General features: G+C 70.8%; 19 protein-coding genes and 2 pseudogenes. 7 read left to right on the plus strand and 14 right to left on the minus strand.

Annotated features, from left to right (window positions below):
• The 7 genes from R6V09_RS20010 to R6V09_RS20040 all read right to left on the minus strand — a co-directional run.
• The coding region (locus tag R6V09_RS20010) for a GNAT family N-acetyltransferase (RefSeq protein ID WP_317882779.1) at nt 1-1,894 on the minus strand (1,894 nt) is incomplete at its 3' end.
• 150 nt (nt 1,895-2,044) lie between these two features.
• Nucleotides 2,045-3,058 (minus strand): type I glyceraldehyde-3-phosphate dehydrogenase, encoded by a 1,014-nt coding sequence (gene gap / locus R6V09_RS20015; protein WP_317882780.1) that lies wholly within the window; start codon nt 3,056-3,058, stop codon nt 2,045-2,047.
• 31 nt (nt 3,059-3,089) lie between these two features.
• The gene (locus R6V09_RS20020) at nt 3,090-5,480 is read right to left on the minus strand and encodes a phosphoketolase family protein (protein ID WP_317882781.1); all 2,391 of its coding nucleotides are present in this window, start codon (nt 5,478-5,480) and stop codon (nt 3,090-3,092) included.
• A gap of 116 nt (nt 5,481-5,596) precedes the next feature.
• Nucleotides 5,597-6,469 carry a universal stress protein gene (locus R6V09_RS20025; RefSeq protein ID WP_317882782.1) on the minus strand — a complete coding sequence of 291 codons (873 nt, stop codon included), beginning with the start codon at nt 6,467-6,469 and terminating at the stop codon, nt 5,597-5,599.
• A gap of 5 nt (nt 6,470-6,474) precedes the next feature.
• On the minus strand, nt 6,475-7,497 hold the full coding sequence (gene adhP / locus R6V09_RS20030) for an alcohol dehydrogenase AdhP (RefSeq protein ID WP_317882783.1): 1,023 nt from the start codon (nt 7,495-7,497) through the stop codon (nt 6,475-6,477).
• 31 nt (nt 7,498-7,528) lie between these two features.
• Nucleotides 7,529-8,416, minus strand: a complete 888-nt coding sequence (locus R6V09_RS20035) for a universal stress protein (RefSeq protein ID WP_317882784.1) — start codon at nt 8,414-8,416, stop codon at nt 7,529-7,531.
• A 148-nt stretch (nt 8,417-8,564) separates the two neighbouring features.
• A complete protein-coding gene (locus R6V09_RS20040) occupies nt 8,565-9,191 on the minus strand; it encodes a DoxX family membrane protein (protein ID WP_317882785.1) in 627 nt (208 codons plus the stop codon).
• Between the two features lie 433 nt (nt 9,192-9,624).
• Between R6V09_RS20040 and R6V09_RS20045 the strand changes: the two genes are divergently transcribed.
• Together R6V09_RS20045 and R6V09_RS20050 are read left to right on the plus strand one after the other, a co-directional pair.
• On the plus strand, nt 9,625-10,089 hold the full coding sequence (locus tag R6V09_RS20045; RefSeq protein WP_317882786.1) for a cyclic nucleotide-binding domain-containing protein: 465 nt from the start codon (nt 9,625-9,627) through the stop codon (nt 10,087-10,089).
• A 34-nt stretch (nt 10,090-10,123) separates the two neighbouring features.
• Nucleotides 10,124-10,609: a CBS domain-containing protein gene (locus R6V09_RS20050; protein ID WP_317882787.1), complete on the plus strand. Its 486-nt coding sequence runs from the start codon at nt 10,124-10,126 to the stop codon at nt 10,607-10,609.
• 76 nt (nt 10,610-10,685) lie between these two features.
• Here R6V09_RS20050 and R6V09_RS20055 read toward each other — a convergent pair whose 3' ends face one another.
• The gene (locus tag R6V09_RS20055; protein ID WP_317882788.1) at nt 10,686-11,264 is read right to left on the minus strand and encodes an Rv1733c family protein; all 579 of its coding nucleotides are present in this window, start codon (nt 11,262-11,264) and stop codon (nt 10,686-10,688) included.
• A 226-nt stretch (nt 11,265-11,490) separates the two neighbouring features.
• Here R6V09_RS20055 and R6V09_RS20060 point away from each other — a divergent pair, with 226 nt between their 5' ends.
• A complete protein-coding gene (locus R6V09_RS20060; protein ID WP_317882789.1) occupies nt 11,491-12,192 on the plus strand; it encodes a response regulator transcription factor in 702 nt (233 codons plus the stop codon).
• Between the two features lie 133 nt (nt 12,193-12,325).
• A complete protein-coding gene (locus tag R6V09_RS20065; protein WP_317882790.1) occupies nt 12,326-13,330 on the plus strand; it encodes an Acg family FMN-binding oxidoreductase in 1,005 nt (334 codons plus the stop codon).
• A 55-nt stretch (nt 13,331-13,385) separates the two neighbouring features.
• On the opposite strand, the gene R6V09_RS20070 is transcribed toward R6V09_RS20065, so the two are convergent.
• Both R6V09_RS20070 and R6V09_RS20075 read right to left on the minus strand, forming a co-directional pair.
• The gene (locus R6V09_RS20070) at nt 13,386-14,234 is read right to left on the minus strand and encodes a universal stress protein (RefSeq protein WP_317882791.1); all 849 of its coding nucleotides are present in this window, start codon (nt 14,232-14,234) and stop codon (nt 13,386-13,388) included.
• A gap of 283 nt (nt 14,235-14,517) precedes the next feature.
• The gene (locus R6V09_RS20075) at nt 14,518-14,787 is read right to left on the minus strand and encodes an SHOCT domain-containing protein (RefSeq protein ID WP_317882797.1); all 270 of its coding nucleotides are present in this window, start codon (nt 14,785-14,787) and stop codon (nt 14,518-14,520) included.
• A gap of 547 nt (nt 14,788-15,334) precedes the next feature.
• Between R6V09_RS20075 and R6V09_RS20080 the strand changes: the two genes are divergently transcribed.
• On the plus strand, nt 15,335-15,847 hold the full coding sequence (locus R6V09_RS20080) for a universal stress protein (protein ID WP_317882792.1): 513 nt from the start codon (nt 15,335-15,337) through the stop codon (nt 15,845-15,847).
• A 33-nt stretch (nt 15,848-15,880) separates the two neighbouring features.
• Here R6V09_RS20080 and R6V09_RS20085 read toward each other — a convergent pair whose 3' ends face one another.
• Nucleotides 15,881-16,102: a hypothetical protein gene (locus R6V09_RS20085; RefSeq protein WP_317882793.1), complete on the minus strand. Its 222-nt coding sequence runs from the start codon at nt 16,100-16,102 to the stop codon at nt 15,881-15,883.
• An 18-nt stretch (nt 16,103-16,120) separates the two neighbouring features.
• The gene (locus tag R6V09_RS20090) at nt 16,121-17,848 is read right to left on the minus strand and encodes a sensor histidine kinase (protein ID WP_317882794.1); all 1,728 of its coding nucleotides are present in this window, start codon (nt 17,846-17,848) and stop codon (nt 16,121-16,123) included.
• A 526-nt stretch (nt 17,849-18,374) separates the two neighbouring features.
• On the opposite strand from R6V09_RS20090, the gene R6V09_RS20095 reads away from it, so the two are divergent.
• A complete protein-coding gene (locus tag R6V09_RS20095; RefSeq protein WP_442810091.1) occupies nt 18,375-18,872 on the plus strand; it encodes a pyridoxamine 5'-phosphate oxidase family protein in 498 nt (165 codons plus the stop codon).
• Between the two features lie 325 nt (nt 18,873-19,197).
• Here the strand turns inward: R6V09_RS20095 and R6V09_RS20100 are convergent.
• Nucleotides 19,198-19,548 (minus strand): annotated as a pseudogene (locus R6V09_RS20100) (hypothetical protein); the annotation flags it as partial.
• A gap of 54 nt (nt 19,549-19,602) precedes the next feature.
• Here R6V09_RS20100 and R6V09_RS20105 point away from each other — a divergent pair.
• Nucleotides 19,603-20,007: a hypothetical protein gene (locus R6V09_RS20105; protein ID WP_317882796.1), complete on the plus strand. Its 405-nt coding sequence runs from the start codon at nt 19,603-19,605 to the stop codon at nt 20,005-20,007.
• A gap of 210 nt (nt 20,008-20,217) precedes the next feature.
• Here the strand turns inward: R6V09_RS20105 and R6V09_RS20110 are convergent.
• Nucleotides 20,218-20,572, minus strand: a pseudogene (locus tag R6V09_RS20110) (hypothetical protein); the annotation flags it as partial.

The following is a 20,572-nucleotide window of genomic DNA, read 5'->3' on the forward strand; positions in this document are numbered from 1 at the left end:
CCGATCTCTCCAACGCCCGTGCCGCCGCCTGGGGTTCGGCGTAGGCCGGGACGGTACGCATGTCTGTGGTGGGCAACAGCTCGACGGGCAGGGCCTGTTCGAGCCGTATCACGGCAACCGGCTTGGGCCTGTGTCCCGTTGCCCGGGTCAAGGCGCGGACGAGGTCGTCGCCGGTCGCCTCGGCGACCGCCGTGGGGACCAGGGCCACGAGGACGGCGTCGACGCCGGCGTGCCGCATGACACGGTCCACGCAGTCCTTGAGCTGCTCCTCCGAGACGGCCGCGGTGGCGTCGACGGGGTTGCCGATCGCGGCGCCCTCGGGCAGTACGGCGAGCAGGTCGTCGACGAGTTCGGGGGTGGGTGTCGGCAGGTTGAGCCCGGCCTCGGCGCAGGCGTCGGCCGCGAGGACGCCCGCTCCCCCGGCGTTGGTGACGATCGCGACGCGGGATCCGGTCGGCAGCGGCTGGGAGTGCAACAGGGCCGCTGCTTCCAGGAGTTCACCGACGGAGCGGGTCGCGGTGATGCCGGCCTGGGTGAACAGCGCCCCGCGGGTCATGGTGCGGGTGGCCGCGGCGGCGGTGTGGGAGGCGGCGGCGCGGCGGCCCGCGTCGGTGCGGCCCGCGTCGACGGTCAGCACGGGCATCCGGCGCGTCACGCGGCGCGCGGTGCGGGAGAACGCCCGCGGGTTGCCGAAGGACTCCAGGTGCAGCAGGGCGAGGTCGGTGGTGCCGTCGCTCTCCCACCACTGCAGCATGTCGTTGCCGCTGACGTCGAACTTGTCGCCCAGGGACGCGAAGGTCGAGACGCCGATGCCGAGCCGGGACAGCCCGTCGAGCAGGGCGATGCCGACGCCGCCGGACTGCACGGCGATGCCCGCGGTGCCGGGGCGGGGGTGGTCGGCGGCGAAGGTGGCGTCGAGGTTCAGTTCCGGGTCGGTGTTGGAGACACCGAGGCAGTTGGGACCGACGAGCCGCATGCCGTACGTCCGGCAGGCCGTCGTCAGCGCCTCGGCCTGGGCCGCGTCGAGGCCGGCGGTGACGACGAGAAGGGCGCGCGCCCCGGCCTTGCCGCACTCCTCGGCGGTGGCCGGGACGGCTGCGGCGGGTACGGCGACGACCACGAGGTCGGGCGTCCGGGGCAGGGCGCTCACGGACGGGTAGCTCGGTACGCCGAGGATCGAGGTGGCGGCGGGGTTCACCGCGAAGAGGCGGCGGGTGAAGCCGCCGGCCTTCAGGTGGTGCAGGATCGCCCGGCCCACGGAGCCGGCCTTGCGTCCGGCACCGACGACGGCGACCGCGTCCGGGCGCAGCAGCGGTACGAGGCTGGCGACGTCGGCGGCGCGGCCACGTGCCTCGGTGGCCGACAAGTAGTCCTCGTCCTCGGCGAGTTCGATGGTGCAGCGCATCTCGGGGCCCTCGAAGCGGCGGGCGGTGCGCAGGCCGAGGTCGGCGAAGAGCCGCAGGATCTCGTGGTTCTCGCTGAGCGCGTCGGCCGTGAACGTGGTGATGCCCTCGGCGCGGGCGGCGGAGACCAGGTGCTCGACGAGGAGGGTGCCGACGCCGCGGTGGTGCAGTCCGTCGGCGACCGCGATGGAGATGTCGGCCGCTGTGCCGGTGCCGCCGGTGTCGTACTCGGCGAGCCCGATCACCTGCCCCTTGGTCTCGGCCAGCAGGGCCCGGTATCCGGGGTGCGGCCGGCAGGCGCGGTCGGCCGCCGTCTCGGCGGACCGGCGGCTCACTCCGAAGAACCGCAGCCGCAGGTTCTCCGGGGACATCTCCTCGTAGAGTCCCTGCAGTTGGTCGTGGTCGGCGACCTCGACGGGACGGATGCACACGGTGGTGCCGTCCGCGAGCAGGGCATGGACGGTGGGTCGGCTGAGCGCGGCGTCCGTCATCACGGGTCTCCTCCAAGGTTCTTCGACACTTCGAGCGTCCCGCGGAACGGAGAGAGGCCCCATGGGCTGCCCGGGGGCGGACCATGGGGCCGATCGGCCCTCAGTAATCCGCCCCACGGGCCCACCGCACGGGGCCTCTCTCGATCGAGCTCAGTCGTCGGCGACCAGCGCCGTCAGGTCGAGGAGGCGGTTGGTGTAGCCCCACTCGTTGTCGTACCAGCCGAAGACCTTGGCCAGGGTGCCGTGCGCCTGGGTCAGGGCCGGGTCGAACACGCACGACGAGGGGTCGCCGATGACGTCACGGGAGACGATCGGGGCCTTCGACACACGGAGGACGCCGTTGAGCGGGCCCTCGGCGGCCTCGTCGAAGACCGCGTTGATCTCTTCGGACGTCACCTCGCGGCGCAGCACCACCGCGAGATCTGTGAGCGAGCCGTCCTCGACGGGCACACGCACCGCGATGCCGTCCAGGGCACCCGCCAGCTCCGGCAGCACCAGGCCGACGGCACGCGCCGCTCCGGTGCTGGTCGGGATGATGCTCAGGGCTGCCGAGCGGGCCCGGCGCAGGTCCTTGTGCGGACTGTCCAGCAGGGACTGGTCGTTGGTGTAGCCGTGGATGGTGGTCATCATGCCGCGCTCGATGCCGAAGGCGTCGTTCAGCACCTTGACCATCGGCGCGACGCAGTTGGTGGTGCAGGAGGCGGCCGAGACGATCCGGTCCTGCCGACGGTCGTACGTCGAGTCGTTGACGCCCATCACGATGGTGGCGTCCGCGTTCTTGCCCGGCGCGGACAACAGCACGGTGTGGGCGCCCGCCTTCAGATGCAGGGCGGCCGAGTCGCGGTCACGGAACCTGCCGGTGGACTCGACAACGATGCTCGCGCCGTAGTCGGACCAGTGCAGGGCGGCCGGGTCGCGTTCGGCGCTGACGGCGATGCGCCTGCCGTCGACGGTGATCGAGTTGTCGTCGTGGCCGACCTCGCGTCCGATGCGCCCGAACGTGGAGTCGTACTCCAGGAGATGGGCGAGGGTGGCGGGTGAGGTGATGTCGTTGATCGCGACCACCTCGACGTCCTGGGTGCCCGCCTCGGCGCGGTCGAGTGCCGCGCGCAGATAGGTGCGGCCTATCCGGCCGAAGCCGTTGATACCGACGCGTACGGTCATGGCGGTGAACTCCTTTGCGGAGAAGGGGATTTCAGGCGTTCCAGGTCCAGTCGGCGACTTCCGGCAGGTCGGTGCCATGTTCGCGGATCCAGGCGTGGTGCCGGGTGCGGGCGTCGGCCATCTGCTGGCGTACGGCGGCGGCGCGCACGGCGAGGCCGGGGACGCGGTCGATGACGTCCATGACGAGGCGGTAGCGGTCGAGGTCGTTGCGGACGACCATGTCGAAGGGTGTGGTCGTGGTGCCGGACTCCTTGTAGCCGCGTACGTGCAGGTTGGCGTGGCCGGTGCGGCGGTAGGCGAGTCGGTGGATGAGCCACGGGTAGCCGTGGTAGGCGAAGATGACCGGCTTGTCGGTGGTGAACAGGCCGTCGTACTCGAAGTCGCTCATTCCGTGCGGGTGTTCGTCACGGGGCATGAGCCTCGTCATGTCGACCACGTTCACCACCCGGACGGCGAGCCCCGGCAGGTGTCGGCGCAGCAACTGGGCGGCGGCCAGCACCTCCAGGGTGGGGACGTCACCGGCGCAGGCGAGGACGACGTCCGGTTCGCCGCCGTTCTCGGTGCCCGCCCACTCCCAGATCCCGGCGCCGCGCGCGCAGTGGGCGCGGGCCTGGTCCATGGAGAGCCAGTCGAAGCAGGGCTGCTTGCCGGCAACGACCACGTTGACGTAGTCGCGGCTGCGCAGGACGTGATCCGCCACGGAGAGAAGGGTGTTGGCGTCCGGCGGGAGGTAGACCCGGACGACCTCGGGGCTCTTGTTGAGGACGTGGTCGACGAAGCCGGGGTCCTGGTGGGAGAAGCCGTTGTGGTCCTGGCGCCAAACATGCGACGTCAGAAGGTAGTTGAGGGAGGCGATGGGCGCCCGCCACGCCAACTCCCGTGACATCTTGAGCCACTTGATGTGCTGGTTGACCATCGAGTCGACGATGTGCACGAACGCCTCGTAGCAGGAGAACAGTCCGTGCCGGCCGGTGAGGAGATAACCCTCCAGCCAGCCCTGGCAGGTGTGTTCGGACAGGATCTCCATCACGCGGCCGTGCCGGTCGAGGTGTTCGTCGACCGGCAGGAATCCGGCCTGCCAGGCCTTGCCGCTGGCGTTGAAGACGGCCTGGAGGCGGTTGGATGCGGTCTCGTCCGGACCGACGACACGGAAGTCGCGGCTCGCCGCAGTGTCGTGCATGACCTTTTCCAGCAGGTCGCCGAGGATGCGAGTGGGCTCGTGCAGGGTCGTGCCAGGCTTGTCGACGGGGACCGCGAACTGGTCGAGGGGCGGGATCGGCAGATCCCGTACGAGGAGACCGCCGTTGGCGTACGGGCTGGAGCCGAGGCGCTTGGTGCCCTCGGGCACGCAGGCGAGGACGTCCGCGACGGGCCGGCCCTCGGCGCCGAACAGCTGCTCCGGGTGGTAGGAGCGCAGCCATGCCTCCAACTGCCGTAGGTGCTCCGGGTTTTCGCGCACCTCGGACAGCGGGACCTGGTGGGCGCGCCAGGTGCCCTCGACGGGGACACCGTCGACCTCGGCGGGCCCGGTCCAGCCCTTGGGCGTGCGCAGCACGATCATGGGCCAGTGAACGCGCTCGGTGACGCCGTCCTCGCGGGCGGACTGCTGCATCGCGGCGATGCGGTCCATTGCGTCGTCGAACGCCGCGGCCATCGCACGGTGCACCTTGAGCGGGTCGTCGCCGGTCACGTGGATCGGCTCGTGGCCGTAGCCGCGCAGCAGTTCGTCGAGTTCGGACTCGGGGAGGCGGGACAGCACGGTCGGGTTGGCGATCTTGTAGCCGTTGAGGTGCAGGATCGGCAGGACGGCGCCGTCGTGGACGGGGTCGAGGAACTTGTTGGAGTGCCAGGCGGCGGCGAGCGGGCCGGTCTCCGCCTCGCCGTCGCCGATCACACAGGCGACGAGGAGGTCCGGGTTGTCGAAGGCGGCGCCGTAGGCGTGGGCGAGTGAGTAGCCGAGTTCACCGCCCTCGTGGATCGAACCGGGTGTCTCGGGCGCCACATGGCTCGGCACACCGCCGGGGAAGGAGAACTGCTTGAAGAGCCTCTCCATACCCGCTCCGTCGCGCGAGATGTCCGGGTAGGTCTCGCTGTAGCTGCCTTCCAGCCAGGAGTTGGCGAGCACGGAGGGGCCGCCGTGTCCGGGGCCCCACACGCACAGCGCGTCCAGATCACGTGCCTTGATCACCCGGTTGAGGTGGGTGTGGACGAGGTTGAGCCCGGGCGAGGTACCCCAGTGGCCGAGCAGCCTCGGCTTGATGTGCTCGGGCCGGAGGGGCTCGGTGAGCAGCGCGTTCGCCATCAGGTAGATCTGGCCCGCGGCAAGGTAGTTGGCGGCCCGCCAGTGGGCGTCCAGGGTGCGCAGTTCGTCGTCGGAGAGGTCGGAGGGTGCGGTCGGGTCAAGGTGTTCGGCCTTGGACATCAGGAGCTCCGGAAGTCAGCGGCGTGGATCGGGGGACGGTGAAACCGGCGGGCCGGGAACGCTGCCCGGACCGTGGGTGGGAGCGGTGCCTGCCGTGGTTCGGACGAGTCGACGGGTCACGCCCGCTCGGGCACGATGGCGACCGGGCAGGCCGAGTGGTGCAGCACTCCGTGTGCCACCCGGCCCAGTTGGAGCCCGTAGTGCCCGGGGCGGCGTTTGGCCCCGACGACCAGGAGGTCGGCGTCCCGCGAGGCGTCCACGAGGACGGATCGGGTGTGGCCCTCGACCGTACGGTGGCGTGATTCGACATCGGCGGGAGCGTCCTGGAGCGCCGCGTGCAAAGCCTCCACCGCCTGCTGCTCGTGCAGTCGGGCGGGTTCGCCGGCCATCAGCGGATGGTCGGTCGTCTCGTGCGCGGGCCAGCGCCAGGCCCGTACGGCCTCCAACTGCACCCCACGCCGTCGCGCCTCGTCGAAGGCGAAGCTCACGGCCGCCGAGCCCGCCGGCTTCTCTCCGACGCCCACGACGATGCGGCCGTGTGTGCCGGTCCGGGCCTGGTTGTCGTGGTTGCCGCGTACGACGACCATCGGGCACTGCGCGTGCCCTGCCACGATCAGACTCACGGAACCCAGCAGCGCCTCGGCGAGACCGCTCCGGCCGCGGGTACCCGTCACCAGCACCGAGGCGCCGCGGCTCTCCCGGACCAGCGCGTACTCGGGCTCCTCCGCCAACACCTCGACACTCACGTCGAGTTCCGGTCGGCGGCGACGTGCCCGGCGTGCGGCGGCGTCGACGATGTCCTCGGCCATCACCTGCTCGTCGGGCTCGGCGAGGTCCTCGGCGATCGAGGTGCCCTCGTAGCGCTCCCACAGCGAGGCGTACACCACCCGCAGCGGGACTCCGCGCAACGCGGCCTCGTCGGCCGCCCAGTCGACGGCGCGCAGACTCGGCTCCGAGCCGTCCACACCCACGACCATGGGGAGTGTCATCTTGGTCACCGCCCCGCCGCGAGGTCGAAGACGATCCGGGCCTTGATCTCGCCGCGCAGCACCTCGGCGATGGACTCGTTGACGGTGTCCAGCGGCCGGGTCTCGTAGATGACCTTCGTACGGCCCGCCGCGTGCAGCCGGAAGACCTCGTCGAGGTCCTGGCGGGTGCCGACGATCGAACCGATCACCGAGGTGCCGCCCAGGACGGTGTCGAAGATCGGGACCTGGATGGTGCCGTGCGCGGGCAGGGCGACCATGACGAGCTTGCCGCCGCGCCGCAGGCCGGAGTTGACGGCGGCGAACGCGGCCTCGTTCACGGCGAGGGCGATCGCGGCGTGGGCACCGCCGTGCCGCTTGAGGACCTGGCCGACGTCGTCCTTGCGGGCGTCGATCACGAGGTCCGCGCCGAGTTCCGCGGCCAGTTCGAGCTTCTCGTCGGTGACATCGATCGCGGCGACCGTGGCCCCGGCGATCTTCGCGTACTGCACGGCCAGGTGACCGAGCCCGCCGACACCGGAGATGGCGACGAGCTGGGCGGGCCGGACGCCGGCGACCTTGAGGGCCTTGTACGTCGTGACGCCCGCGCAGGTCAGCGGGGCGGCCTCGATCGCGCTGACGCCGTCGGGCACCGGCTGGGCGAAGTCGGCCCAGGCCAGCATCTTCTCGGCGTAGCCGCCGTCGCAGCCGTAGCCGGTGTTGATCTGCTGCTCGCACAGCGTCTCCCAGCCGGACAGGCAGTGCTCGCACCGCCCGCACGCCTTGCCGAGCCACGGCACGGCGACCCGCTGCCCGATGCTCAGGTGGGTGACGCCGTCGCCGAGCTTCTCGACGAGGCCGACGCCCTCGTGGCCGGGCACGAACGGCGGGTTCGGCTTGACGGGCCAGTCGCCGTGGGCGGCGTGGATGTCGGTGTGGCACAGCCCGGACGCCTCGACACGGACGCGTACCTGGCCGGGGCCGGGCTCGGGATCGGGTCGGTCCTCTATGACGAGGGGCTCGCCGAACGCTCGTACAACGGCTGCCTTCATGACTACTGCTCCTCAGGGGGACGGGGGTGGGTCAGTCGTGTGCGACGACGGCCACGGGGGCGGTGGAGTGGTGCAGGACGCCGTGCGCGACGGGGCCGATGTGGGCACCGAGCGCGCTACGGCGGATCCGGCGGCCGATGACGACGAGCGAGGCCTCGCGGGAGGCGTCCACCAGATGATCGGCCGCGCTGCCGACGCGCGGCTCCAGGACGACCTCGGTCTCGGGGTGCTTCTGGCGCCACGGGCGCAGAGCCTCGGTGAGGGAGTCGGTCTCCTCGCGGGAGAGTTCCTCGTCGAGGCCCGCGTCCAGCGCGAGGCCGTAGGCGTAGTACGGCGGGAGGTTCCAGCCGTAGACGACGCGCAGGGCGGTGCCGCGCCGGGCGGCCTCGGCGAACGCGAACTCGATCACCGCGTCGGCCGGCGCGCCGGCGTCGATGCCGAGGACCACTGGCCGGTACGAGGTGGCAGGCGCGGGGCTCGTCTCATCCTCGTCGGCGGCCTGCTCGTCGGCCCGGACCAGGACCACGGGCCGCTCGGAACGCGCGACGACGGAGAGCCCGACGGAACCGACGAGGAATCCGCCGACACCGCTCAGTCCACGCGAGCCGAGTACCAGCAGTTCGGCGTCCTTCGCGGCATCCACCAGCGTGTCCGAGGGCGTGCCGGTCACCTGCTGCACGGTCACGTCCACGCCAGGGTGGCGCAGGCCCTCGCCCGCCTCACGCGGAATACGCTCGCTCCAGTGCTGCTGCGTCTCCGCGCCCAGCAGCGGCGCCTGGGCCAACGGGTCCGGCACGGGCTCCCAGACATGGACGATCTTCAGCGGCAGACCGCGCAGTTCCGCCTCGCGGGCCGCCCATTCCGCGGCGGCTCGGCTTTCGGGTGAACCGTCGAGACCTGCGACAACCGTGCGGACCATGGCTCTTCCTCCTCAACGGGATGTGGTTCCAGCTTCGTGGCGTAGGGGTTCCCGCAGCAGGGGCCGCAGGTCCCCGACCGGGGCCGATCGGCCCAATGGGCAGCCGGAGGGTGGGCCCCAGCGAGGGGGCCCACCGTCTCTCCTGCGGTCAGCGCAGCCAGTTGTGGTCGCGGACGACGGGCAGCGTGGCCCAGAGCTTGCCGAGACCCCACGTGGCACCCGCACCCGCCACCGCAACGGAGACCAGGACCACGGCGTAGATCAGGTGATAGTCGGCGAACGGGTTCGACGACATGCTCAGCGACCCGTCGGAGAGGTGCCTGGCCGGCGGCCACTCCGCGATCCACATCAGCGCCATCATCGCCGTACCCGCCACAGCGGCCAGCCGCAGCGCCACACCGGAAACCAACGCGATGCCCACACCGAACAGACCAAGCATGAACAGCCAGTTCACCCAGCCCGCACCAGCCCAGTCATGGAACGTCGACTCCATCGGACCCGCCGCCACCGAACTCAGAAAACCCTTCGTCGGCGAACCACCATCGATCCAACCCTTACCGGACGCAGTCGCATAACCGAACCCGAACGTCTTGTCCAAGAACGCCCACAAGAAAACGAACCCGGTCAGCAGACGCAGAGACGCGAAGGCATAGGCACGCGCCGCAGTGGTCGCCGTGGCAGCTGCCGTCACGGCGCCGTCCGACGCCGAGCCGTTCCTGCGGAACGTGGGCAGGTGGAAGCCGGAGCTGCGGTGCGGGTGCTCGTGCACGGCCATGATCGTGGTCCTTTCGAGGTGTCAGGTCGTTCGTTTCACCTCTCACTCTTGTGCGCCAGGCCGTCGGCCACCTGATGCCGTTGGTCCGTCGGCGCCGGGCTGAACGGCCCCTTTTCCAGGGCCTGTTGGCCCGCCGGAGTCGGACGCTCCCGGGCGGGTACGGGGACAGCCCGCCGGCGGACGACGTACTCGGCATCATGAGCCGTCGATCAGCTTCTTCACCTCGGGCGGAAGTTCCGTACCGGACTAGGAGGCGACAAACTTCGCCTCCGGCGTGTTCCGCCAGCGGCCTGTTCCGCACTCGCCAAACAGTCGCTTCGTGTGCCCTGCGGTACCGGTCGGCCCGGTGCGCGGGCCGGGTGGCCCATGGTCCGTCACGACACGCGGGCGGACGCTGGAGGTGGTAGATCCACACGCTTTCCGGAGGTAGGCCATGAACGCTTCCCCGACCATGAGCATGCCGCGGGCGCTGCCCCCGGAGTACCGCGAACAGCTGATGAAGCTCGCCCGGGAGGTGTCGATCCCGCAGGGTGCCCGGCTCTTCGAGGAGGGCGCCCGCGCCGACCGGTTCTGGATCATCCGCACCGGGACGATCGCCCTCGACATGCACGTGCCCGGCCGTCAGGCCGCCGTCATCGAATCGCTGGGACACAACGAACTCGTCGGCTGGTCCTGGCTGTTCGGCCCTCACACCTGGCACCTTGGCGCCGAGGCCACGACTCCGGTGCGGGCCTGGGAGTTCGACGCCACGACCGTACGCACGCTGTGCAAGGACGATCCCGCGTTCGGCGTGCACGTCTTCCAGTGGGTGGGCGACATCGTGGCCCACCGGCTCCGCTCGGCCCGCACCCGACTGCTGGACCTGTACGCCCCGTACGGCAGCGGCGGCATGCGGTGACCGCGCGGCGGACCGTAGCGAGCGAGGAGGGATCATGCGTGGTTCACCGCACATCGTGAGCGACGTGATGACCCGTAGCGTCGCCACTGTCGTTCGAGGGACCGCCTTCAAGGACATCGTGCGCACGATGCAGGAACGGCAGGTCAGTGCCCTGCCCGTGGGCGCGGGCGCGACCCTCGCGCAGGCCGCGCGGACCATGGCTCGGGCCAAGGTGAAGCGGCTGCCCGTCGTCGACCACGCGGGCCGGTTGGAGGGCGTCGTCAGCCGGGCCGACCTGCTGAAGGTGTTCCTCCGGGACGACGAGGAGATCGCGGAGGAGGTACGGCGCAAGGTGGTGGCCCATCTGTTCCCCGGCCCGGCGTCGGATGTGCGGGTCGAGGTCCGGGACGGTGTCGTACGGCTCGGCGGCCGGGTGCGGGACACGTCCCTCGTTCCCGTGGCCGCGCGCCTGGTGCGGGCCGTCGAGGGGGTCGTGGACGTGGGGTTCGGACTCGACGAGCCTGTCGACCGCTCCAAGTAGCGAGCGCGACGGAAGTGCCGTGAGTCCGTAAGCCGTTGCCCCGTCGGTCACCGACGACCGGCGGGGCAACGGCGTCTCAGCCGGTCCTGCGCCCCCATCGCGCACCGGTCCGCTCCCATTCCTCGCCCCACTGGTCGGTGGCCCGCCGCTCCACCCGCAGCCGGATCAGACGACCGCCCGCGAGCACGAACAGCCCGCCGGCCAGTCCAGCCCCCGTTCCGGCCATCACCACGCGTGCCGTCGCCACGGCCGGGCTCGCGGGCTCGTCCACAAGGCGGCCGTGCCCGTCCGTCCACACCGGTACCGAGCTGCCGACGGCGGTTCCGGCCTTCACGTCCGCCGTGGCGGTACGGACGGTGCCCTGTGCGTCGGTCCAGCGCACGTTCGCCCTCACACGGCTGTGGTCGGCCGCGACCCGCGCACCGCGCGGCACGGTGCCGAGCACCAGGGCGGTGGCGGGCCGATGCTCCACTCCGCTCCTCGCCTGCGCGGCCTCGAAGGCCTGAGCACCCGCTACGCCGGCGACGGCGCCTCCGGCTGTCGCGAACGCCCAGGCGGCCAGGACGATCCACGCCTCGACCGCATCGCTGTGCCGGCGCAGTTCGTTGCGCCGCCAGCGCCACCCCAGGACCTTCACGCGCTTGGTCTTCCGCATCGGTCACACCCCCTCACGGGCACCAGGAAGACGAGAACGACAGGAGGCTCCCATCGGGGCGACCGCCACGGGCAGGGGCCGCTGGGCCGTCGCACGGGGGCCGGTCGGGACACGGCAGGAGGGCCGATTGGGCCGGTCGGCCCTAGTGCTCCTGGGCCGGGCGCGTGATGATCGAGGTCACGGACGGCCCGCAGTCCGTTCATACTCCGGGGAACGAGGGGTCGAGATGGCCGAGGCACGCACCTTCACCGCACAGGACCCGATCCGCGTCTTCCTGCTGGACGACCACGAGGTCGTGCGACGCGGCCTGTCCGACCTCCTGGACGCCGAGGAGGACATCTCGGTCGTCGGCGACGCAGAGAACGTCGAGCACGCCCTGGTACGAGCCCCGGCGGTACGCCCGCACGTCGCCGTCCTGGACGTACGTCTCCCCGACGGCGACGGCATCACCGTCTGCCGCGAACTCCGCGACCAGATGCCGGAGTTGGCGGTTCTGATGCTCACCTCGTTCGACGACGAGGACGCCCTGCTCGACGCCATCATGGCCGGCGCCTCGGGCTACGTCCTCAAGCAGATCAAGGGCTCCGACCTGGTCTCGGCGGTACGCACCGTCGCCTCCGGTCAGTCGATGCTCGACCCCGCGACGACGGCCCGCCTGATGCGCTCACTGCGGGCCGAACCCGTCCAAGCCCCGGAGATGGCACCCGAGTTGGCAAGCCTGTCGCCGCGCGAACGCGAGATTCTCGCGCTGATCGGGGAGGGACTCACCAACCGCGAGATCGGCAAGAGGCTCTACCTGTCGGAGAAGACCGTCAAGAACCACATCTCCCGGCTGCTCGCCAAGCTGGGCGTCCAGCGCCGGGTACAGGCCGCGGTCCTCGCCTCGCACCTGGAACAGTCGGAGGCCGGCGACCGTTCCGGCGCCTGAGCCGCGCGCCGGGCCGTCCGGCACGACCCGAGGCCGTACGGCCCCTCCCTCCGGCCCTCCCCACGCCACCACGCTGGACAGGAACAGCGAACGGCCCTGCCGCCCTTCGGGCGCGGGGCGGGGAGGAGACCCCATGTCCAGCACGGTTCTCGACGTCCCGACCCTGGAAACGCTCATCGCGGCATCCGTCGCCGCGCCCTCGATCCACAACACCCAGCCCTGGCGCTTCCGGCTCGACCCGGACACGGTCACGCTGGAGATCCGCGCCGTAGCGGAACGCGGCCTGCGGCACACCGACCCGTCGGGACGCGCCCTGCACATCTCGGTCGGCTGCGCGCTGTTCAACCTGCGCGTCGCGGTCGCCCACTGCGGCTGGGAGCCCGTGACCCGACGCCTCCCCCGGCCCGACGAACCCGATCTGCTGGCCACGGTACGACTCGCCGGCACCACGCGGTTCTCGGCAACGCCGGAGTTGTACGACGCCCTGTGGCGCCGGCGCAGCAGCCGCTTCCCGTTCTCCGGCCGACCGGTACCGGTTTCCGTACTGACCGAACTGACCGAGGCCGCCCACGCGGAAGGCGCCGTGCTGGACCTCCCCGGCCCCGCGCAGACCGACCGGCTGCTGCGGCTGACGCGGGAGGCGGAGCGGCGCAACACCGCCGACGCCGGCCGGGCCGTGGAGAGCCGCCGCTGGGTCCACCCGCCTGACGCCGAGTCGCTCGGCATGCCGCCCGAGGCGATCGGTCCGCAGGACTTCCGGGAGCAGATTCCCGTCCGGGACTTCGGCGCCCACCGGCACCCGGCGGCGCTCGCCGCCCGCCCCTTCGAGAAGCGGCCCTCCATCGCCGTACTGTCCACGCCCCACGACCGCCACACGGACTGGCTGCGCGCCGGGGAGGCGCTCGAACGCGTCCTGCTGGTGGCCACTGCCCACGGCGTGAAGGCATCCCTCCTCCACCAGGCACTGGAATGGCCCGACCTGCGCGAGCAACTCGCGGACGGCCGGCGGCAGCACGCACAGATGGTGCTCCGCCTGGGCTACGGCAGGCAGGGGCCCGCCTCACCGCGCCGCTCGGCAGGTCGGTCATGGGAGCAGGGCGCACCACTGACCGCTGTTCCGGGTGTGTCCGCCCGTTGAAGTGACCGTCGTCCGAGGCCACGGTCCTGGATCCGATCGTCCGCCGCACAGGCCCTTAGCAGCGGACCAGGGCAACGGGGCAGTCTGCCTCACGCAGGACGGTCCGCCCGACCGGGTCCAGCAGGCCGCCGCCGAACCGGGACCGGCCACGCACCCCTACCACCAGGAGCTGGCTGTCACCGCTGGCCTCGACGAGGGCCCGGCGGGATCGGCCCTGTGGCCGACGGCAGCGCAGGGTGACGTCCGGGTACCGCTTGCGCAGCTCGGACAAGGTCTCGGCGAGCGCGAGGTCCTCGTCGTCCTCCGCCACGGCGGTACCGGACCCGCCCTGCGGCCGTGCGGCGACGACGTGCCGCAGCTGCACGGCCACCAGGTCGGCTCCCCGCAACGAGGCCTCGGCGAAGGCGAATTCGGCGGCTTCACGGGGTGTCGACGTGGCGTGGACGGCGAGCAGCACGGGGCCGGCCGGGTTCGGCCTGCCGCGCACCACCAGCAGCGGACCGGACGCGCGTGCGGACAGGCGCCTGCCGAGCGAGTCGTCGCGCGGGGTGCCGTGCCCTGGTGTGCCGTTGCTTCCGACGACGGTCAGGGACGCGCGGTGCGACTCCGCCGCCAGCACGTTCCCGGGTTCACCGACGAGGACTTCGCGCGAGATCCGCACGCCCGGTGCCGCGCTGTGCGCACGTCGCTCGGCCTCGGCCAGTGCCCCGCTCGTTGCGGCACGTGCACCGGTCCGGTCCGCGTCCCACGAGGGAATGGCGGCCGGTGCACCTCCGGACGGCCAGCCGATGACCTGCATCAGTTCCAGGCCGACCCCGAGCCGCTCGGCCTGCTGTGCGGCGACTTCCACCACCGCCAGACCCGACCGCGAACCATCCACTCCCACGACCACCGGTCCACTCATCACAGTCCACCCCTCTCCGGGCACCCTCCCTGGACGGAAGAGGCGCTCCACTGCACTCCATCCAGACTCGTGCGGCCCCCGGCACTCCCACAGGGGCCGGACGGACCCCATCACCACACCAACCGGTCCCGCCTACGGACCCGTTGGCCCGACGAGCCCCGGGCGATCAGGCCCGGCGGACAACCCGCGCCTCCGCCGCCGGGGCACACCGGCGCTGAAAGACACACGGGGGGGCGGGGCGACTGACGGGTCTCTCCCGTCGGTCGTCGTCCCACCCCGGACCTCAGTGTTCGGTGAGCCTGGAACCGTCCGTACGCAGGACGGCCAGGCGGTTGCGGTAGTCCTCCTCGTCGATCTCCCCGCGGGCGAACCGGTCGGCGAGCACCTGCTCGGGCGAGGGCGCGGCGAGGATGTCGGGACGTTGAGACGTGTGGCTCAGGTTGCGGATGAACAGGATGGCGACGGTCAGAAGCAGGGCCCACAACAGGACCGAGCCCGTCGACATGGCGAACCAGTCCCATCCGCTCATGTCGTGGTGGTTCCAATACATCATCACGGTGATCGCTCCTCAGACCTGCGGGACCACGGCGACCGGGCAGTCGTCGTGTTGGACGGCGGTGGGCGGTGTGGGTCACGGGGCCGGCACGGCGGCCGAGAGGTCGCTCGGCGTTGCGGAGGCCGATGACGAGCAGACCCGCGTCGGTGGCCAAACTCGGTGTGTTCCGCTCGATGCCAGCGTCGTTCCTCGACCGCTGGGGTGGGAGGGGCCGCCGGGCCTCACTCAGGACCACCCGGCCCCAATTCCCTGCTGTTGACAGCCAGTTCACGAGCTCAAGTCGCCCCGGGGCGTCGGGCGGGCCGGCGGGTGCCGCGCGTGGTCGCGTGCGCAGCACTCGTCACCGACATCTACCTGTCGTTCCGGCTCAACCAGGGAGGTGACGAATCCGGAGCCGCGTCCTGAGCCCGGCACCCGTCCGGGCCCGACCTTCAAGGCCCGGACAGGAAGGGCCCGTTGGGCCCGGACACGGCCCCGTCGGCCCATGCGACGGCCGCCGTGAACGGGCCACCGTGGTGACAGGAGACCGACCAGGGAGGCTGCCATGACCGAACACACCGAAGGCACCAGCATCGTGGTGGGCGTCGACGGCTCCGAGCCGTCAATGGCGGCCCTGCGCTGGGCGGCCGAGCAGGCAACGGTCCTGCACACGGATCTCGTCGCCGTGCACGCCTGGGAACCGGCCTCGAACGGACACGCGCCCTACGCTCCGGCGCCCGCCGGCCCGACGGTCACTCAGGAGCGCGAACAGGCAGCCGAGGTCCTCGCCGTCACCGTGCGCGAGGCCCTGGGGCCCCGGACCGGTGATGCCGTTCTTCGCATCGTGGTGGAGGGACCGCCCGCACGCGTACTGCTCCAACAGGCGCGCGGCGCAATGCTGTTGGCTCTGGGGCGCAAGGCGCACGGGAACTTCGGACTGCCCTCGGTCGGCCCGGTGGGCCGTGAGTGCCTACGGCACGCGACGGTCCCAGTGGTGACCGTGCCGGTCTCGGACCGGTCCCAGGAGTCAGTGGAAGCCATCAACTCGCCTTCACTGGCCGGGAGTCGTACCTCCTAGCGCCGTGGGCGGTCGGAGCATCGACCGAACGGATCAGGACAGTTGGCCAGAGGTGTGAAGCACGCCGTAGCCGAACCAGTCCGACTCTGCGATCTCCCTTGAGGCAACCAGCGGACCTGTGTACTCGACGGTGTAACAGATCACACGGAACTCGGTGCACCCATCGAAATCCCTGCGCGTCTCGAAGGTGCCGACGTGCACCATCGTGGCCGTATCGACCCCGGACTGGAGTTCTTCGTCGATCTCGCGCGCCAAGGTCGACTACCCGGGCGTCTACTTCTCGGTCACCGGTACCCTCCACACGAGCGTGGTGCCGCCGCCCTGCGGAGTGGTCCACTCCAGCTCTCCGCCCAGTTGCTGGGCCCGCTCCTCCATGTTCCGCAGCCCGCTTCGTCGACCCTCGGCCGGGATGCCCACCCCGTTGTCGGTGACCGACAGACGGACTTCGCGGCCGTCGGTCACCAGGGCGACGTCGGCACGGACGGCCTGAGCGTGCCGGGCGATGTTGGTCAGTGCCTCGGACAGGACGGCGATCACATGGTCGGCGGTCTCCCGGGGCACGTCGGTGTCGACCAGGCCCTCCATCCGGACGCTGGGTGCGAAGCCGAGCACGGGAGCGGCCTCGCCGGCCGCCCGCACCACACGAGCCCGTAGCCCCGTCCCGGCGCCGCCGTCACGCGCCCGCAGGCCGAAGATCGTAGACCTGATGATCTTGATCGTCTCGTCCAGGTCGTCCACCGCCCGCACCACGCGTTCGGCGGCCTCCTCGTGCTCGATGAAACGGCCGGCACTCTGCAGGGTCATGCCGGTGGCGAACAGCCGTTGAATGGCCAGGTCGTGCAGGTCGCGGGCGATGCGGTCGCGGTCCTGGAGAACCGCGACCTCCTGCGCGTCCCGGCGGTGGTCGGCCAGTTCCATGGCGACGGCGGCCTGGGCGGCGAAGTCCTGGAGGGTCTCGGCCTCCGTCGCCGAGAAGGGCTGCCGCCCGGCCTCCCGCACCAGCAGGACGACGCCGCGCACACCCGCCTCGCCCGTGCCGATGGGTACGGCCACAGCGGGGCCGAGTCCCCCGAAGCGCGGTGGATCCAGCGAGATGCGACCGTCTTTGCCGACGTCCGCGCTGGTGACGGGGGTGGCTCGGGAGAAGGCCAGCCCCATCAGGCTGCGGTCCATGGACAGGATGAGCCCCTGGTGCGCCTCCGCGTCCATCCCGACGGCGATCTCCACGAGGAGTGAACCGGTGCCCTCCATCGGCAGCGCCACCGCCGCGAGGGCCGAGCCCGTGATCTCGCCGGCCCGCTCGGCGATCAGAGCGAGGACGTCGGTACGCGCGCCACTGGACATCAGCCCGTGGGTGACCTCGGCGTTGGCCTGCAGCCAGCGCTCACGCAGCCGCGACTCCTCGTAGAGGCGGGCGTTGTCGATCGCGACACCTGCCGCGACGGCCAGCGTCGACAGCACCGACTCGTCGTCCTCGTCGAACTGCGCACCGCCGCGCTTCTCGGTCAGATACAGATTGCCGAAGATCTGGTCGCGTACGCGGATCGGGACACCGAGGAAGCTGTTCATCGGCGGGTGGTGGGCCGGGAAGCCGTACGACGCGGAATGCTGGGAGATCTTCGCCAGCCGCAGCGGCTCGGGGTGCCGGATCAGCTCGCCCAGAATGCCGTGGCCCTCTGGATAGGGGCCGATCTCGGCGATCTGCTCCTCGGTGACACCGACCGTGTGGAAGGCCGACAGTGCCTTCCCGTCCGGGGTGATCACGCCGAGCGCGGCGTACTCGGCGTCGACCAGGACCGCCGCCGCCTCCACGATGCTGTGCAGTGCCTGTTCAAGGTCCAGCTCCCGGCCTACCGAGAGGACCGCCTCCAGCAGGCTGTGCACGCGGTCGCGCGTACCCCGAGCCGTGTCCAGACGGGCCTGCAGCTCCTCCAGCAGCTCGTCCATCTTCAGCTGCGGCAGCCGTACCCGGGCCACCCGGGACTCCTCAGGGCTTCCCACCGGTGATCCTCCAGATCCCCTAAACACACCACCGGCCGACCGCTCCGGTCATGTGCCACGGTAGCCGCCCCAAGCCGCTGAGCATATGAGATCACGCCTACGGGAGAACCGTCCCCGGACCGAGAACTTGATCAGCCGTCCTCCCCTCCGGGCGGTCACCTCACGACGTCCTGGTCAGCGTTCTCGGTCTGGCTCGCGACAGCGTCACCGTGCTCGTCCACGACGGTCTGGTCACTCCGACCGGGCCGGTGGAATGCCGTAGCGACGTCCCGAAGGCGATCAGGGCGGTGTGGCGGCTGATGGGAGTCGCCGGAATGGTCAACGGTCTGACCCACCGCGTCGACGACGGCCCGCCACCCGCACGGCAGACTCCGGGGCAAAGGGCTGATCGGATACGTCCCAGGGCCGAACGGCCCTAGCCCGAACGGCACCGGAGCGGCTCGAATGGCCTGATCAACCCCAGACGCCCCGCCCATCGACCGCCACCCCGGTGCACCGGTGGGCCGCAGGCCGGAGACATCGAGCCGTGAGCGAAGAACCTGTCGCGAGGCCTCCCGAGGCCCCGGCCCCAGAGCAGTCGGTCGGCGCGGAGCCGCCGCGCCGGACCGTCGAGATCGACGAGACGGAGGCACTGCGGCTGCTGGGCAGCGTGCCGATGGGGAGGATCGCCTTCACCCGGCAGGCGCTGCCGACCATCCGCCCGGTGAACCACATCCTGGACGACGGGAACATCGTCATCCGCACGCACGAGGGCGCGGCCCTGACCTCGCGCACTCTCCAGGCCGACGGTCCGGGAGTCGTCGTGGCCTACGAAGCCGACGCCATCGACCCCGACACGCACCTCGGCTGGAGCGTGGTGGTCACGGGATACGCCCACCTGGTCACCGACACCCTCGAACTGGCCCGGTATCAGGCGCTGTTGCGCCCCTGGGTGCGGCAGCCGATGGACTACGCGGTCCGCATCCACCCGGACCTGGTCACCGGGCTCCTGCTCGTCCCCGTCGACCAGCCGGCCAAGGCCTGACACCTGACCTCCGATGCCCGCCCGCATGGGTCACCGGGCCGACGAGCTCGCCGAGGGGGGCCGTCCCGGTGCTTGTGGCCGATGACGAGCAGCGAGGCGTCGCATGAGGCGTCCGCCAGCTGCGCACCTGCCTGGCCGACCACGGCCTCGGAGATGATCCCGGAGCTGTCCGGGACCCGTCCATCCGCGACGCCGGCTCCGACGGGCACGAGGACGAGGACGAGACGAGTAGATCCGAATTGATTAGTGGTCGTAGGCGATCAGCGAGCGGATGACCGGTGCTCCGATCAGGTTGTTATGCCAAATGCCGGCGGCCATTGCGAGGACCCGCCAGGTCGGATCGTTGGACAGTCGAGCGCGACATGCCACAGGGCATCGCGGTCGAGTCGGCGATCCACACCGAGTCGGTCCAGAAGTCACTGTCCATGGCGAGTTCGCGGATCACGCGCTTGAGCAGTGGCGGTGCCGACTTCAACCGCTTGCTGTAGCCCGGTCGTTGGGGCAGGTAGGGGAACATGTCGCACAGGTTCTTGCGCGCATAGCGCAGCCAGCGGGCTTCGGAGTGGTAGCCGAGCAAGGCCTGGGCGACCGCGAGACAGACAGGTTCGGAGTCGCTGAGCAGGGGCGGTCGTCGCCCTCCGCTCTTGCGTGCAGCCAGACTTCGGAACTTTGGCAATTGACGGTGGGGTGAGCTATGGGAACGGTCGAAGGACTCTGGAGGGCCGGGGAGATGCCGCTTTACGACGGGCTGTACCGGCCGGACGACACTGGCTTGGAGTTGCATGTCGACGGCCCGGGGGCGTACCACCCGGATGCTGGGCAGCCGATTCCCTTTCGTATCGGAAGGCCGTTTGATGTGGCCCAAGCCCTTGAGGAGCACAACACGGATGAGGTGGCTACCTTTTTCGAGGGCCCGTTGCCGGATGGATCAGGATGGATGTCCGGCGGAGGCGGCGGAATGGGCAACATCGGCTATCTCGCCCGTCTCAACGCCGACTCCTCGTTGCGGTGGGTCGCCGTCATGTTTCATTCCAACCCGTTCGTCAGTGTGCACTACGAGGACATGCGCGCCACCTTCACCAACGACTGGGGGAACCTGCTGATCCTTGACCTCATGCCCCCTGCTCTTGGCTGACCCGACCGGACTTCGGAACTACTCGTCGAGGACAACGGGACGCTCGCCCCAGCGCCCCAGGCACCAGCAGCTGTGACGCCCGGTCGGCAGCGGCAGGGCTTTCGGGCGAACCGTCCAGGCCGACGGTGACGGTATGCGACAGCACACGAACGACCGGGGTGCCACCGCCAGTTGACGGTGGCACCCCGGTCGCGACGGGCATCCGGCTGTCTACTTCAGCCAGTTGTGGTCGCGGACGACGGGCAGCGTGGCCCAGAGCTTGCCGAGACCCCACGTGGCACCCGCACCCGCCACCGCAACGGAGACCAGGACCACGGCGTAGATCAGGTGATAGTCGGCGAACGGGTTCGACGACATGCTCAGCGACCCGTCGGAGAGGTGCCTGGCCGGCGGCCACTCCGCGATCCACATCAGCGCCATCATCGCCGTACCCGCCAAAGCGGCCAGCCGCAGCGCCACACCGGAAACCAACGCGATGCCCACACCGAACAGACCAAGCATGAACAGCCAGTTCACCCAGCCCGCACCAGCCCAGTCATGGAACGTCGACTCCATCGGACCCGCC

This window comes from Streptomyces sp. W16 (assembly GCF_033194735.1).
GTDB lineage: Bacteria > Actinomycetota > Actinomycetes > Streptomycetales > Streptomycetaceae > Streptomyces.

Bases quoted from the DNA above. Each gene is read 5' to 3' on its own strand.
- gap (WP_317882780.1), bottom strand. From the start codon at position 3,058: ATGACCGTACGCGTCGGTATCAACGGCTTCGGCCGGATAGGCCGCACC.
- R6V09_RS20020 (WP_317882781.1), bottom strand. From the start codon at position 5,480: ATGTCCAAGGCCGAACACCTTGACCCGACCGCACCCTCCGACCTCTCC.
- R6V09_RS20025 (WP_317882782.1), bottom strand. From the start codon at position 6,469: ATGACACTCCCCATGGTCGTGGGTGTGGACGGCTCGGAGCCGAGTCTG.
- adhP (WP_317882783.1), bottom strand. From the start codon at position 7,497: ATGAAGGCAGCCGTTGTACGAGCGTTCGGCGAGCCCCTCGTCATAGAG.
- R6V09_RS20035 (WP_317882784.1), bottom strand. From the start codon at position 8,416: ATGGTCCGCACGGTTGTCGCAGGTCTCGACGGTTCACCCGAAAGCCGA.
- R6V09_RS20040 (WP_317882785.1), bottom strand. From the start codon at position 9,191: ATGGCCGTGCACGAGCACCCGCACCGCAGCTCCGGCTTCCACCTGCCC.
- R6V09_RS20045 (WP_317882786.1), top strand. From the start codon at position 9,625: ATGAACGCTTCCCCGACCATGAGCATGCCGCGGGCGCTGCCCCCGGAG.
- R6V09_RS20050 (WP_317882787.1), top strand. From the start codon at position 10,124: ATGCGTGGTTCACCGCACATCGTGAGCGACGTGATGACCCGTAGCGTC.
- R6V09_RS20055 (WP_317882788.1), bottom strand. From the start codon at position 11,264: ATGCGGAAGACCAAGCGCGTGAAGGTCCTGGGGTGGCGCTGGCGGCGC.
- R6V09_RS20060 (WP_317882789.1), top strand. From the start codon at position 11,491: ATGGCCGAGGCACGCACCTTCACCGCACAGGACCCGATCCGCGTCTTC.
- R6V09_RS20065 (WP_317882790.1), top strand. From the start codon at position 12,326: ATGTCCAGCACGGTTCTCGACGTCCCGACCCTGGAAACGCTCATCGCG.
- R6V09_RS20070 (WP_317882791.1), bottom strand. From the start codon at position 14,234: ATGAGTGGACCGGTGGTCGTGGGAGTGGATGGTTCGCGGTCGGGTCTG.
- R6V09_RS20075 (WP_317882797.1), bottom strand. From the start codon at position 14,787: ATGATGTATTGGAACCACCACGACATGAGCGGATGGGACTGGTTCGCC.
- R6V09_RS20080 (WP_317882792.1), top strand. From the start codon at position 15,335: ATGACCGAACACACCGAAGGCACCAGCATCGTGGTGGGCGTCGACGGC.
- R6V09_RS20105 (WP_317882796.1), top strand. From the start codon at position 19,603: ATGCCGCTTTACGACGGGCTGTACCGGCCGGACGACACTGGCTTGGAG.